Raw genomic sequence first — 13681 nt, forward strand, 5'->3', positions numbered from 1 at the left:
TATTATTTATGCTTATTTTGATAAAAAATCGATACTATTTCACTACATATTTACAACTTCTTTTCAAAGAGGCAAAGTATGAAACCCAAAATTCTAACTCTTGGTGGGGGATATGGGGGCTTACGCACAGCCATTACGCTACAGCAGAATCTTAAAGATGAGGCAGAGGTTACACTCATTAGTAAACACGACTATCACTACCAAACGACACTTTTGCATAAAGTAGCCATTGGCACATTGAGCGCACGTAAAGCGAGAATCTACATTCGCAAGGTGCTCGATTTAGACAAAGTGCATTTTATAAAAGATAAGATTCTCTCCTTTGAACCAGAAAAAAAGCGTGTTATTGGTAATGGCGGAGCGTATGAATACGATTATTTGGTAATAGGGCTTGGTTTTAGACCCGATGATTTTGGCATTAAAGGGGTGAAAAAATACGCTCATAAGCTTTCATCTCTCAATGCTGCATTAAAGCTTGATAAACTCATTGAATATCGTTTCAAAGAATATTGCCACACAAAGAATGCAAATGATTTAAGTGTGATTGTGTGTGGAACAGGATTCACAGGCATTGAATTTGCCGCAGAGCTTGCCTCTAGGCTTGATGAGCTATGTTTAATTAGCGGGATTCCACGTGATGTGCCTAAGGTTACCTGTATTGGCAGGAGTGAGCGAATCCTGCCAATGTTTAGCAAAAAGGCAAGTGCCTTGGCACAAAAGAAGCTTGAAGCCTTTGGTGTGGAGGTAATATGCAATGGAGAAGTACAAGAATGCCTCGAGGATGGCGTGATAATCAAACATAATGGAAAAAGCAAACATATTAAGGGCAATACGATTTTATGGAGCGCTGGAGTAAAAGGCAATGATAGCCTTGAGAAATCCTGCTTTGAAACCAAAAAGGGACGTATAAAAGTGGATAGCTATCTACGATGTCCACAATATGAAAATATCTATGTGGTGGGGGATTGTGCTTTATTTGCCTCACGTGATGTAATCCACGCTCCTACTGCACAACTTTCCGCACAAATGGGCGATTATGTCGGCAAAAGTTTATTAAAAATACTCCGCAAGCAAGAACAAAAAAAGACCTTTCGCTTTAAACATCGTGGCACTGTGTGTTCTATCGGGCATACTGATGGCGTGGGTGTGGTGTATAAAAAGCATATCAACGGTGAACTGGCAGCGTTTTTGAAAAACTTTATTGAAAATAAATGGCTTTTTAGCATTGGTGGTGCAAAACTTGTCTACAAAAACGGACAATTCCGCTATCGCACGAGTAATTAAAGCTAAAACTATACAACAGAATCTAAATCATTTTTATGGTATATTTACGCATTTTGACTCAAAAATATATGCAGTATTCAAAGGATATTTAATGATAAGCTATAAAGATTCTGGTGTGGATATTGATGCAGGAAATGCACTTGTGGAGGGTTTAAAGCCACTTGTGAAATCAACCTTTGATACTAATGTAATCGGCGGGATAGGCTCTTTTGCCGGGGCATACGCTTTGCCTAGTGGATATAAAAATCCTGTGATTTTGGGTGCGACTGATGGTGTTGGCACAAAGCTTCGCCTTGCTATTGATAGCCATAGACTTTCTAGCGTTGGCATTGATTTGGTGGCAATGTGCGTAAATGACTTGATTTGCAATTTTGCCACACCAATGTTTTTCTTGGATTATTATGCTACGAGTAAATTATGCTCAAAAGATGCGCTTGCAGTTATTAGCGGGATTGTTGAGGGCTGTAAAATAGCCCAATGTGCCCTCATTGGCGGAGAGAGTGCAGAAATGCCCTGTATGTATGCCAAAGATGATTTTGATTTAGCTGGATTTGCCGTAGGGATTGCAGAAAAAGAAGATGTGCAAACCCAATGTATCAAAGCAGGAGATGTGCTTATCGCCTTACCAAGTAGTGGACTGCATAGTAATGGCTATTCTTTAGTGAGAAAGGTGCTTTTTGAGAAATTGCAAATGTCTCTTGAGGCAGATTTTGAGGGACAGCCTTTACTTGATATATTGCTTACTCCTACACGCATTTATGTGCCGCTTTTTAAGGCAATCTATCAATCTACTTTGCGTCCATATTTGCACGGATTAGCGCATATCACCGGTGGAGGCATTGTGGAGAATCTACCTCGTATATTGCCTAATGGGCTTGGTGCCAAAATAGATTCAAAAGCGATGAAAATCCCATCTATTTTTATGCTTCTTAGCCGATATGTAGAAAAAGATGAAATGTATCGCACTTTCAATATGGGAACTGGTATGATTCTTGCTGTCGATAAGGCTAAAAGCGATGAAATGCTGCAGTTTGTCCATCCTTTTGATGGGTATATTATTGGCGAAGTGTGTGCGCAAAGCGGTGTGCATTTCATATAAATTATTTATAAACTAAAAGAGGCTTTAATTTGAACACACGAACTTTTTTTAAAATCTATTCATTTCCATTCCTTATCGTCCTCATTGGACTTGCTATATATGCTAGTATTATTATTTTTATGGATCAAGGAAATCTCATTCTCTCTCGTCCCAACCATTCCCACGAACTCACGACTTTAGAGCATATAGCACATTTAGACAAAAGTGATGATAAAAAAAACACAAATCCTAATAATGTATCCTTACCCGCTACAACTATTGACAATAACCATAATACAGAAAATGTAGAGGATAAGAGTATAGCCTCACAGCCCACCCCTATCGAGAATCCAATATCCCCACCCAAGCAATCACATCAAGATTCTATCTATTATGCGCAATATCGTATCAATATCCGCAATATGCCCTCCAGTGAAGGAATGGTTATCTCTCGTGCAAGTGTAGGAGAGGCTTTAGAAGTGCTTGATTGGCAAGAGCAATGGAGCAAAGTAAGAAAACAATCAGGCGTAGAGGGTTATGTCGCCTCACGTCTTTTAACAAAACAAGAGAATCTTGAGGGAAAAATATATATTGTCTCATCAACAACGCTTAATGTCCGCCTTAAGCCAGATACGCAAGCAGCTATTATTGGGCGTTTAAATTATCATACACGTATTGCTGTGCTTGAGACACAAGGCGAGTGGGCGAAGATTCAACTCCCTAATAAACAATATGGCTATATCTCAACAAACTTTATTGCTAAAGAATAGCCCTCAATGCTTGGATTTTTCGCAGTATATGGGAATCCTATCGCACATTCTAAATCCCCGCTTTTGCATAATTATGCCTTTGCAAAATGTGATATAAATGCCTATTACGGACGTATTTTGCTAGAAAATGGCGAGGAACTTTACAAGAGCTTTGAATCTCATCATTTAAATGGCGCAAATATCACCATTCCTTTTAAAGAATATGCCTTCAGCTTATGCGATGAGGTGCGTGGCGTGGCTAAGGACATAGGTGCGTGTAATACGTGGGTGCACGATAATGGCGCAATCATAGGCTACAACACAGACGCACAGGGTTTTTATGAGTGCATTAAAGACTATAAGATAAAAAATGCCCTTATTATCGGTGCGGGTGGATCGGCTAAGGCGGTAGCGATGATTCTAAAGGCATATCAAATCCCCACGACCATCATCAATCGCTCGGATTCTAAACTTACATTTTTTGCAGATAAAGGCTTTGAATGTAGTGTAAGTAGTGCATTTAAGCCAAATAACACGTATGATTTAATCATCAATACCACGAGTGCGGGGCTAAATGATACACATTTGCCTTGTGCTAAATCACAGCTTGAAGCGCTCTTTACCCACGCTTCTTATGCCTTTGATTTGATTTATGGGAAGCAAACGCCTTTTTTACATCTAGCAAGTGAATTTAAGCTTATTTGCAGTGATGGGAGAGCTATGCTTATCCATCAAGCCGCCCTTGCCTTTGAGCTTTTTAGTGCGAGTATGGGAGTTGAGTGTGAATCAAATGCCATTGCTACACTAATGGGCGAGGCTTTACCCTAAGGGCAAGATTCTGTGTTATAATCTGCATTTATTTATTAAAGGAGGGCAAATGCATATTGATGAAGCGTTACTATCGCGCTTAGAGCGACTTTCTATGATACATATTAATGAAAATAAGCGTCAAAGTATGCAAACAGAGCTAACAGAGATTCTAGGATTTGTAGAAAATATCGCAAGTATAGAAGTGCCGCAGGATTGTTTCAAAGAGGATTTAAAAACGCCATTAAGAGAAGATGTCCCACAAGATGCTGCTATCGCCCAAGATGTGCTTAAAAATGCGCCCTGTGCGGAAGATAACTTTTTCATCGTGCCCAAAATCATTGAATGAGTATCGCACTTGATAGGGTAAAGATTCCACCCGATTGGAAATCGCTCCTTAAAGATGAACTATTAAGCCCCTATTTTGCAGATATTAAAGCACATTATATGGCAGCCTTGCAAAAGGGAGAAGTCATCTATCCCAAGCCTAAAGATATATTTACCGCCTTTGCCCTCACGCCCTTAGATTCACTCAAAGTCATCATACTCGGGCAAGACCCCTATCACGGAAGCGCGGTAATAAATGGAGAGCTTACACCTCAAGCGATGGGCTTAAGTTTTAGTGTGCCACGTGGTATGAAGATTCCACCATCATTGCAAAATATCTATAAAGAACTAGAACGGAGTTTGCATATCGCTCCGCCTACACACGGAGATTTAAGCGGTTGGGCAAGACAGGGGGTGCTACTGCTCAATGCGATTTTAAGTGTTCGTGCCAATGTGGCAGCCTCCCATCAGCATTTTGGTTGGGAGCGATTTAGCGATGGCGTGATTAAGGCGCTTTCCTCACATAAAACACATTTGGTATTTATGTTATGGGGGAATTATGCGAAGAAAAAGGCGACTCTAATTGATAGCACAAAGCATAAGATTATCACCGCACCGCACCCTAGCCCTTTAGCGCGAGGATTCATAGGGAGCAATGTATTTATAGAGGCAAATGCCTATTTGGCACAAAATGGCATAAGTCCCATTGCTTGGGAATCTTTGGGATAGATTACAAAATGGAGTGATGATGAAGATTCTTATTTTTGTGGGTGTTATTTTTGCTGTGCTGACATTGATGAAAGCCTATGTGTATATGCGCTTTATGCGGCATAGTGCTATGATTAATAAATGGCTAGGGCTAGGCTTTTTAGTGCTTTTGGCAACAGGAGAGATTTTACTCTTTGTGGTGAGGGATTCACACTTTGCTCATTGGCAGTATTTGCTCGTAGGATCTTGTGTAGTGCTAGGGTATTCGCTTTTTTTAGCGTGTTTATGTGTGGATATGTTTAGAATCTGTGCTTTTTTAGCAACAAAATATCAAAGGCGACATTCTAAGCACATATCGCGCACAGCCTCCCTGAATGAGAGTGTAGAATCTACAGATGCTAAAGCTATTGCCTCTCGCCGCGTATTTTTACGCAAAATCATCGATTGGAGCGTAGCAACACTCTTTGCATACTTTAGCTTCAAAAGCCTCACAAACGCCCTAAGTGTGCCACATATCAAGGAAGTTTATTTAAAAGTCCCTCACTTAAGGCGCAAAATGAGTATTGCGATGATAAGCGATGTGCATATAGGCAAGACATTAGGCAGAGAATTCTTAGAAAAAGTTGTAGCTCGTATCAATGCACTTAATGTCGATATTGTCGTTATTGTAGGGGATTTAGTCGATGATAAAATACATCTTATCAAAGATGATTTAGAGCCGCTAAAAGATTTGCAAAGTGTGGAAGGCGTGTATTATGTATCGGGTAATCACGAGTATTATCACAGCATCGAGCCAATTTTAGCTCATCTTAAAACACTTAATCTTCGCATTTTGAATAATACCAATACAGAGCTTGAAAATGTGAATCTTGTAGGGGTAAGCGATATAGCAGGAGAGCAATTTAAGCTATTCCCTCCTGATTTGAATGCAGCGAAGCAGGGAATAAATGCAGATAAGCCAAGTATATTACTCGCGCATCAGCCAAAATTCGTGCGACAAAATGATGTGAGTGAATTTGATATTGTGCTGTGCGGACATACGCACGGCGGGCAAGTGTTCCCACTTTCTTTGCTTGTGTGGTTAGACCAGCATTATATACACGGGCTTTATACATTGCCTAATCCCAAACGTACCCAACTTTATGTGAGTAGCGGCGTGGGCTTTTGGGGACCGGCTATCCGCTTTCTTGCTCCAAGCGAAATCGTGCATTTAGTGCTAGAAGGCATAAATTCTAAAAATGCTTAAAAATCACAAAAGTAAGCAAAAGATTAACTTTAAAAATATGTAAAAGAAAATAAGAGAGGTATTTATGCGAGTTTTGCCTTTTATTATACTTTGTTTGTCAAAAAGTGCTAAAATCCTCCATTATTTAAAAAGCCAAAGAAGATATGCTATGGATTTAGAAACACTCAAAGCCGCTTACCCTGAGGCTTTAAAGTATCATAAAGGTGGGAAAGTCAGCACTGCCCCACGCAAGCGATTGCGCTCTATTGATGAATTAGGATTAGCTTATACGCCCGGTGTGGCAGTGCCTTGCAAGCAGATTGAAGCAAATCCTTTAAGTGCTTATGATTATACTTCTAAAAGCAATCTTGTAGCTGTTATTAGTAATGGCACAGCTGTGCTTGGGCTTGGCGATATTGGCGCGGTAGCGAGCAAGCCCGTTATGGAAGGAAAGGCGATTTTATTCAAAACATTTGCCGATGTTGATGCCTTTGATATTGAAGTGAATGAAAAAGATGTGGATAAGTTTGTCGCTGTGGTAAAGGCAATTGCCCCTACATTTGGCGGCATTAATTTAGAAGATATTAAAGCTCCTGAATGCTTTGAGATAGAATCCCGTTTGATTAAAGAACTTGATATACCCGTTATGCACGATGACCAGCACGGCACAGCTATTATCTCCACTGCAGCTATCATTAATGCTCTGCATTTAGTTAATAAAAAGGCAGAAGATATTAAAGTCGTTGTATTTGGGGCAGGAGCAGCAGCGATAGCCTGTGCGAAAATGTATAAAGCACTTGGCGTGAAAAATCTCGTGATGTTTGATTCTAAGGGGGCTATTAGTGCGGATAGGACAGACTTAAATGCTATGAAACAAGAATTTGTTTGCAAGGAGAACTATAAGTCTTTTAAAGACGCACTTAATGAAGCAGATGTGCTACTTGGGCTTTCAAAGGGCAATTTATTGGTGGCTGATGATATTATGGGTATGAATGCCTCTCCGCTCATTTTTGCCCTAAGCAATCCTATCCCTGAAATTATGCCTGATGTGGTTAAAAAAGCCCGACCTGATGCGATAATAGCAACAGGTCGAAGTGATTTCCCTAATCAAATCAATAATGTCATTGGTTTCCCTTTTATCTTTAAGGGTGCGCTTAAAGTGAGGGCGAGTAAGATTAATGAAGAAATGAAATTTGCCGCTGCAAGGGCGATAGCCGAACTTGCACGAGAACCTATCACGGAAAAATTAGAAGTGCTTTTAAAGAAAAAAATGCAATTTGGAGTGGATTATATTATCCCCTCTGCGTTTGACGAACGTCTTATCGATATTGTGCCTAATGCTGTGGCAGAGGCGGCTATCAAAAGTGGTGTAGCGAGGATATAAACTTTATAAGCAAGATTCATTACTTAATCTTGCTTTGTTTTGTAGTATGAAAGCATTAAACCAAACACATCTATGGGTTATATAAGGAATCAAGTTATAGATATATCGATAGGGATAGCTCCCTAAGTTTTATTATACTCTATGTCTTTTTGCAATCTCTTGGGCAATTTCATATCCGTGCTGCAGACCTGCAGCGATAGAACCGCCTGTTTTTAGGGCAATATCCCCTGCGACAAAAATATTTTTCACATTGCTTTCCCAAAGATTTGAACTTGTAGGCACACCCTTTTCATCTGTTTGTATGCCACATTTTTTGAGAAAATCCACAGGACTTGCCCCGCCAATAGCATAAATCACACGCTCATAGCTCTCTTTGCTCCCATCGCTAAAATTTACGCCCACGATACCACTATCATCCTCAAGGCTTAGAATATCAATGCCTAGTTTTGTTTGAAGCACACCTTTTGTAATGGCTTCTTTAAGCTGCATAGCATTGGTATCATTAATGCGTGCAAATTCTGTGCGACGATAATTAAGCGTTACACTTCCGCTATTTTGGATATTTTGAGCTAAATCATAGGCATATTCTACTGCTGAATTACCACCACCCACGACAAGAATCTTCTCTGTGCCTTGTGCGTCATTGGCATTAAAGTTGATACGTTTTCTCATAGAGGAAGGAAAAGGATAGCTTGGCTTATTGGGCTGCCCCATTTTGCCAATGCTTATGATAACAAATCGTGCTTTATAGCTACGATTATCCGTTGTATTTATAGAAAATCCCTCATTATCGCTAAGTGGCGTGATAGATTCTACATCGCTTTGATAGGCAACCTCAACAGGAGAGAGAATCTCATCAAAAAAACTAAGTGTTGATTCCCTATTGCCATCTTTAAAGTCAATACTGCCTTTAAGCTCCACTACCTGCCCCTTGTAGTCTTTATCCACGCGTTTGCCTTCTTTGTAAAATTTACGAATACTCATATTATGGCTTTCGCCCTTTTCGCATACGATAACACTTAAATTTTTATTTATACACTCTATGGCTGCGCTTATGCCCGCTGGACCACAGCCTATTACGCCTACATCATATATTTTGCTCATTATTTTCTCCTTTTGTATTTGAATGTAATGTATTTTGTTTTTTATCAGCTCTTGCGGCAAGATTCAAATCTTCTACAGAATCAAAAAGCACACCCTGCATCATCTTATTTGCGTCATCAAATTGTCCATTCTTAAGCCCCCATATAAAAGCAAGAAGCCCAAATAAACCAAGTATGAGAGAAACGCCCAACATAACCGCAATTATTCCTGTATTCATCAACAATGCCCCTTTGGCAATAAGATACGAGATTGTAGCATATTTTAATATTAAGTTTGCAGATGGGGATGATATTTGTTAAAAATATATTTTATAAAGCTATAATCATATGAAGCTTTACATGAAAATATTTACAAAAGGAGAAAATATGATAGACATAGAACAACCATCTAAAGCTAGAAGAAAAATAAATGTAGGCTTTATGCTAAGTCTTGGCTTTGGTGTCTTAATTGTATTTTCGTGTATTATGACATTTATCAGTCTTAATCGTGTAAGTAGCATTAACGCCTCGCTTACAGACATTAATGACAAAAATGCCCTCGCCCAACGTTACGCGATTAATTTCCGTGGAAGCGTCCATGATAGAGCCATAGCCGTGCGTGATGTGGTGCTTATTGATAATGAAGACAAAAAAGGATTGCACGATCTTTTAGAGCAAATCCACACTTTAGAGCAATTCTACAAAGAAGCTGAAGACAATATGAAGAAAAACTTTATTGATACCCATTTGCTTGATGAGACAGAACTTAGCATTTTGAACGCTATTGAAGCTACACAGGCTAAGAGCATTCCTTTAATTGTGCAAATCACACAAGCCAAGCTTGCAGGAGATTCACAAAAAGCCTATACATTACTTAATACTCTCGCCCCTTATTTCACGCAATGGCTCAAAGAAATTAATCAATTTATTGACTATCAAGAAGATGAAAATCAGCGACTTACAATAGAATTAAGAGAAAATGTTAATAAGTTTAGACTTATTCTTTTGGTGCTTTTAGCGTGCAGCATTGTTTTTGGTGTGATTGATGCGATTATTATCATACGTATGCTTCTCAATCTCCTTGGGGGCGAGCCTCACACTGCTTCGGATATTGTATCGAGAATTGCAAATGGTAACCTCTCTGACCCTGTATATTATAAAAGAGAGAACTCTATGCTCCACTCTATTGCAGCAATGCAACAAAGGCTTAGAGAAATTGTAGAATATATCATACACTCATCAAATCAAATCCACGATGTTGCCTTGCGGGTGTCTAAGACTTCTCATAAGGCTCAAGATGCTGCCAACACACAAATGCAAAGCTCCACACACGTAACCGATAAAATAGGGCAAATGAATCAATCTGTGATTGAAGTGTCAAATATCGCTAAACAAACAGAGGAAAATTCCCTCAAAAGTGTGGAGATCTCTACAAAAGGTGTGGAAATCATCAATGTTACCGCACAAGAAATTGGCAAAATTACCGAGATGATAAGCACTTCAGCAGATAATATACGTGGGCTACAACAGCAATCTATGGAAATTGGTGGCAGTGCGAATCTCATTGCAGAAATTGCTGACCAGACCAATCTTTTAGCGCTTAACGCTGCTATTGAAGCAGCAAGAGCAGGGGAACACGGGCGAGGCTTTGCTGTGGTTGCCGATGAGGTAAGAAAACTTGCTGAACGTACCGCTTCTACAACGGCTGAAATTGCTAATATGATAAAACTTATCCAAGATAGCATAGGCACTTCTGTTGAGGCTATTGAAGCGATTGTACCACAGATTGAAAAAGGACAGCAGCTTATTATGGATTCGGTGCAAACATTAGAAGAAATTCAAGCTCAAGCTCAAGATTCACTAGAAAAAGCCCAAACTGTCGCATCTTCTTCTAGCCAGCAAGAAAGCACTATGCAAAGCATTTCACACGATATGCAGGGTATTGCTACGCTCTCTCAAGAGACGCACTTATCTTTGGAGCACGCAAACAAAACCATTGATGAGCTGAAAAATATTTCGGATTCTTTAAAAGAGTATATGTCCTATTTCAAAATATAATTTAATTCTTAGAGATTATTAGAATCTATGCAAATTTATGTTTGCGGGGTGCACACAGATGCGGGAAAGACGCATTTTTGCGCGGCTTTTTGCGCGGCTTTTAAATATGATTATTTTAAACTTATTCAAGCAGGCATACCCACAGATAGCACTTTTATAGCTAAGTTTAGCCCTCAAACAAAGATTTTTAAAGAAGGCGTGTTTTTACAAACCCCCGCTTCACCTCACATTGGTAAAAGGCTTGAAAAGCTTGATTATAAAGCCTTTGATATAAAGCTTCCTCAAAGTGAAAATGCGCTGATAGAAACAGCTGGAGGGCTTTTCACGCCTATTGATGAGCGTTTTACAATGCTTGATTATATAAATAAATGTAAAAAGCCTTGCATTTTAGTTGCAAAGTATTATCTAGGTGTGATTAATCATATTTTACTTTCCTTAGAAGCGCTAAAAAAGCGCGAGATTCCCCTGATAGCCCTTGTAATGATGGGAGAAAGAGATGAAAGCATTGATGAATTTATTAAATCTTATACGGGAGTGAGAATTTTTCATTTACCCTTTTACACCACGGAAGACTTCTTAGAAAAAAGCAAGAACTTAAGAGAGCAAATGCAGAAGATGTTTTAAATCAAATGAGAGTAAAAACACTAGCTTGTATGCAAACCAAAGTTGGTTTGAGAAACCTTTATGTATTATTTTAACATATAAATAGACCTCATAACACTATTCCCTGTAGCAATGAATATTATTTTTATTGCTCAATTTAAATAATCTTGCTTAATGTTTGGAAAGGCTTGATAGATTTTTCCGTCCAACAAAGCCCCATTGTTCTTTTTATTTCTCTTTATTCCATCTTCTCCATAAGCTCCCCATTGTTTGAAGAAAAAAGGAATTTTAGCCCTATCACATTGTATTTTGATATTTATAAGCCAAGATTTTTGCATTATACGCGCATTATAGCCACTCTCACCGCCTACTATAACCCAATCAATACCATTTAAATCAAGCTCTCCCAAATCATCAAGCAAAGGCTCAATTGAAAGCCATTTTACAGAAGCTTTTAAATCTCTTATTAAGTCAATCCTTGCTTTTACTCTACTGCTTTCTATCGTGGTGCCTAGCCATACATTAGTTGGTATATTATGATGTAAAAAATACTCCCTCATTTTTTGAGGTCGTTTAGTGAGAATTTGATACTGATGATAGGGAGTTTGTGAGATTATTTTCATAATAGAATCTAAAAAATAAATTTTCATTTTTTGATGAAATAAATCACTCATAGAATTAACAAAATAAAGAGTAGGCTTTTTATTTTTTAAAGGCTCGTTTAAGCGGTGTTCTAGCATTTTAAATTGAAAGCCATCTTTGTAGTCTTTATTTCCCATAGCCTGCAATCTTTTAGCCATAATTTCAGCATAGCAGTTTTTACACCCACTGCTTACCCTATCGCATCCAATAGTTGGATTCCACACAGCTTGCGCCCATTCGATTTTGGTGGGTTTCATTATTACTTAAGCCTTACCTTTACTTTAACTTCGTCTCTATCTAGATGAAAACCTCTCTTAGCATTATTGCAATATTCGCATTCTAAATGATTTTTTAGACTATTAAGAATCTTATTGGTATGCCTTGATAAAAAACCATTATCTAAGCTAAAATACTTAATTTCAATATTGCTTCTTTGTTCTTTTAAAAACTCTTTTAATAATTCTGCATATCTTCGTTCTTTTTCACTTGGTTCATTGGGTTCATAAAATAAACTGGTCTCATCTTTTGTAAAATCTCTATCAATATTTTTGTTTCCCTCTCCAAAATTTTCATCTATTTTCCATGCTGTTTTTAAAAATTGCTCTTGCCCTTTTCGATGGGTAGAGATAAAAATTAATCCATTAGTATTTCCATTATCTTTTGTTAATGAAAAAGGAGCAATAAAATGATTTTTAAAAATTGTTTTAAAATATTGAGTGATAATCCTATGAGTTTCATAATTTGATTTATTTTCGAAATCTCGCTTTGAAATAGAATTAACATCAAGATATTTTTTAAATGTTTTTTCTTCTAAAAATCTTTTTATATATGAAGAAGCAATGAAAATAAGAATATCAGTACCTTTTGTTAAAAATTCTTGAGCTTTATGAATATGTTTGATACCATATTGGTCTAAAAATACTAGTTTAAAATATTTTTGAGAATAAAGTGTATATACATCAGTATCTACTGATGTATATTTTATTTTTATATCTTTTCTATCGCTTAAAATTTTATATTCATTGTTGATAATTTCTTTTAAAGTTTTAATTTTTTCTTCATTATTATCATTAAAATAAAGTTTAATTGTCTTTCCTTTGAGATTTCTTTTAAGAATCGCATCAAGTATTCTTAATGGTGAGCCTTTATATTTGCCTGTGCCATCATATCCACTTCCACAAAATAAATCATAAATTTCTAAAGCATTAAATTTTTCATTTTGCCCATAGCTTGAAGTTATATTAAACCAATCATGCACATATTGCTCAAAAACATCAAGTTTTGTAAGAGTGGCACTATCCCATTCTTGTGTATGCATATCTTTTGCCATATTTACTCCTTATTTTAATTCTATCACACTCTCAGCGCCACATATATTACGCACTTTTAATCTTAAGGGTAAATTTATCACAAGTGATTTTGCCATTCCAAAATTCCTTTGTTTTCATTCCATTTTTAATCACAAAGGAGTTTTTAGAAATTTTTATCTCGCTGCTACTTATCCACGCACCACTTGATTTTTAGATCTCAAGGCTTTGCCTGCACTAATTTTACCATAAAATCCATATATTACTGCTTTTTTAACAATTATAAGGAATTTACTCTAGTGATATCAATATTTTCACAACATAAAAATTTACGTATTCTAAATATTTCAAAATATTTTTACTCATTAACAAAACAAAAAACTCACCACATCCCCCCCCCCCCCCCCTCATTGCCTCATTATGATAC

Annotated in this window: 14 protein-coding genes; 10 read left to right on the forward strand and 4 right to left on the reverse strand. The window is 37.6% G+C overall.

Features of this window, described 5'->3' with window-relative positions:
- Positions 1 to 78: 78 nt before the first annotated feature.
- From QZ289_RS00410 to QZ289_RS00445, 8 genes are all read left to right on the forward strand, one after another.
- On the forward strand, positions 79 to 1284 hold the full coding sequence (locus QZ289_RS00410; protein ID WP_295697890.1) for an NAD(P)/FAD-dependent oxidoreductase: 1206 nt from the start codon (positions 79 to 81) through the stop codon (positions 1282 to 1284).
- Between the two features lie 91 nt (positions 1285 to 1375).
- The gene (gene purM, locus QZ289_RS00415; protein WP_295697893.1) at positions 1376 to 2383 is read left to right on the forward strand and encodes a phosphoribosylformylglycinamidine cyclo-ligase; all 1008 of its coding nucleotides are present in this window, start codon (positions 1376 to 1378) and stop codon (positions 2381 to 2383) included.
- A 29-nt stretch (positions 2384 to 2412) separates the two neighbouring features.
- On the forward strand, positions 2413 to 3132 hold the full coding sequence (locus QZ289_RS00420; RefSeq protein WP_295697896.1) for an SH3 domain-containing protein: 720 nt from the start codon (positions 2413 to 2415) through the stop codon (positions 3130 to 3132).
- Positions 3133 to 3138: 6 nt separating this feature from the next.
- The gene (locus tag QZ289_RS00425) at positions 3139 to 3939 is read left to right on the forward strand and encodes a shikimate dehydrogenase (protein ID WP_295697899.1); all 801 of its coding nucleotides are present in this window, start codon (positions 3139 to 3141) and stop codon (positions 3937 to 3939) included.
- A 49-nt stretch (positions 3940 to 3988) separates the two neighbouring features.
- A complete protein-coding gene (gene gatC, locus QZ289_RS00430) occupies positions 3989 to 4267 on the forward strand; it encodes an Asp-tRNA(Asn)/Glu-tRNA(Gln) amidotransferase subunit GatC (RefSeq protein ID WP_295697902.1) in 279 nt (92 codons plus the stop codon).
- The gene (gene ung, locus QZ289_RS00435; protein WP_295697904.1) at positions 4264 to 4974 is read left to right on the forward strand and encodes a uracil-DNA glycosylase; all 711 of its coding nucleotides are present in this window, start codon (positions 4264 to 4266) and stop codon (positions 4972 to 4974) included. The genes gatC and ung overlap by 4 nt, the downstream gene beginning before the upstream one ends.
- Before the next feature lie 19 nt (positions 4975 to 4993).
- Positions 4994 to 6199 (forward strand): metallophosphoesterase, encoded by a 1206-nt coding sequence (locus tag QZ289_RS00440; RefSeq protein ID WP_295697907.1) that lies wholly within the window; start codon positions 4994 to 4996, stop codon positions 6197 to 6199.
- Between the two features lie 148 nt (positions 6200 to 6347).
- Positions 6348 to 7562: a malic enzyme-like NAD(P)-binding protein gene (locus QZ289_RS00445; RefSeq protein ID WP_295697910.1), complete on the forward strand. Its 1215-nt coding sequence runs from the start codon at positions 6348 to 6350 to the stop codon at positions 7560 to 7562.
- 132 nt (positions 7563 to 7694) lie between these two features.
- On the opposite strand, the gene QZ289_RS00450 is transcribed toward QZ289_RS00445, so the two are convergent.
- Together QZ289_RS00450 and ccoS are read right to left on the reverse strand one after the other, a co-directional pair.
- The gene (locus tag QZ289_RS00450; RefSeq protein WP_295697913.1) at positions 7695 to 8666 is read right to left on the reverse strand and encodes an NAD(P)-binding domain-containing protein; all 972 of its coding nucleotides are present in this window, start codon (positions 8664 to 8666) and stop codon (positions 7695 to 7697) included.
- Positions 8650 to 8883, reverse strand: a complete 234-nt coding sequence (ccoS, locus tag QZ289_RS00455; protein ID WP_295697914.1) for a cbb3-type cytochrome oxidase assembly protein CcoS — start codon at positions 8881 to 8883, stop codon at positions 8650 to 8652. The genes QZ289_RS00450 and ccoS overlap by 17 nt, the downstream gene beginning before the upstream one ends.
- Positions 8884 to 9031: 148 nt before the next feature.
- Here ccoS and QZ289_RS00460 point away from each other — a divergent pair, with 148 nt between their 5' ends.
- Both QZ289_RS00460 and QZ289_RS00465 read left to right on the forward strand, forming a co-directional pair.
- Positions 9032 to 10702, forward strand: coding sequence for a methyl-accepting chemotaxis protein (locus tag QZ289_RS00460; protein WP_295697918.1), 1671 nt, complete (start codon positions 9032 to 9034; stop codon positions 10700 to 10702).
- Between the two features lie 27 nt (positions 10703 to 10729).
- Entirely contained in the window at positions 10730 to 11326 is a 597-nt protein-coding gene (locus QZ289_RS00465) for a dethiobiotin synthase (protein ID WP_295697920.1), read from the forward strand.
- 131 nt (positions 11327 to 11457) lie between these two features.
- On the opposite strand, the gene QZ289_RS00470 is transcribed toward QZ289_RS00465, so the two are convergent.
- Entirely contained in the window at positions 11458 to 12204 is a 747-nt protein-coding gene (locus QZ289_RS00470; RefSeq protein WP_295697922.1) for a phage Gp37/Gp68 family protein, read from the reverse strand.
- A 2-nt stretch (positions 12205 to 12206) separates the two neighbouring features.
- Positions 12207 to 13277, reverse strand: a complete 1071-nt coding sequence (tcmP, locus tag QZ289_RS00475; protein ID WP_295697924.1) for a three-Cys-motif partner protein TcmP — start codon at positions 13275 to 13277, stop codon at positions 12207 to 12209.
- Positions 13278 to 13681 lie beyond the last annotated feature (404 nt).

The organism is uncultured Helicobacter sp., assembly GCF_910577135.1.
Classification (GTDB): domain Bacteria; phylum Campylobacterota; class Campylobacteria; order Campylobacterales; family Helicobacteraceae; genus Helicobacter_C; species Helicobacter_C mastomyrinus.

Bases quoted from the DNA above. Each gene is read 5' to 3' on its own strand.
- QZ289_RS00470 (WP_295697922.1), bottom strand. From the start codon at position 12,204: ATGAAACCCACCAAAATCGAATGGGCGCAAGCTGTGTGGAATCCAACT.
- QZ289_RS00465 (WP_295697920.1), top strand. From the start codon at position 10,730: ATGCAAATTTATGTTTGCGGGGTGCACACAGATGCGGGAAAGACGCAT.
- QZ289_RS00460 (WP_295697918.1), top strand. From the start codon at position 9,032: ATGATAGACATAGAACAACCATCTAAAGCTAGAAGAAAAATAAATGTA.
- gatC (WP_295697902.1), top strand. From the start codon at position 3,989: ATGCATATTGATGAAGCGTTACTATCGCGCTTAGAGCGACTTTCTATG.
- QZ289_RS00425 (WP_295697899.1), top strand. From the start codon at position 3,139: ATGCTTGGATTTTTCGCAGTATATGGGAATCCTATCGCACATTCTAAA.
- QZ289_RS00410 (WP_295697890.1), top strand. From the start codon at position 79: ATGAAACCCAAAATTCTAACTCTTGGTGGGGGATATGGGGGCTTACGC.
- tcmP (WP_295697924.1), bottom strand. From the start codon at position 13,277: ATGGCAAAAGATATGCATACACAAGAATGGGATAGTGCCACTCTTACA.
- QZ289_RS00450 (WP_295697913.1), bottom strand. From the start codon at position 8,666: ATGAGCAAAATATATGATGTAGGCGTAATAGGCTGTGGTCCAGCGGGC.
- QZ289_RS00440 (WP_295697907.1), top strand. From the start codon at position 4,994: ATGAAGATTCTTATTTTTGTGGGTGTTATTTTTGCTGTGCTGACATTG.
- ung (WP_295697904.1), top strand. From the start codon at position 4,264: ATGAGTATCGCACTTGATAGGGTAAAGATTCCACCCGATTGGAAATCG.
- QZ289_RS00445 (WP_295697910.1), top strand. From the start codon at position 6,348: ATGGATTTAGAAACACTCAAAGCCGCTTACCCTGAGGCTTTAAAGTAT.
- purM (WP_295697893.1), top strand. From the start codon at position 1,376: ATGATAAGCTATAAAGATTCTGGTGTGGATATTGATGCAGGAAATGCA.
- ccoS (WP_295697914.1), bottom strand. From the start codon at position 8,883: ATGAATACAGGAATAATTGCGGTTATGTTGGGCGTTTCTCTCATACTT.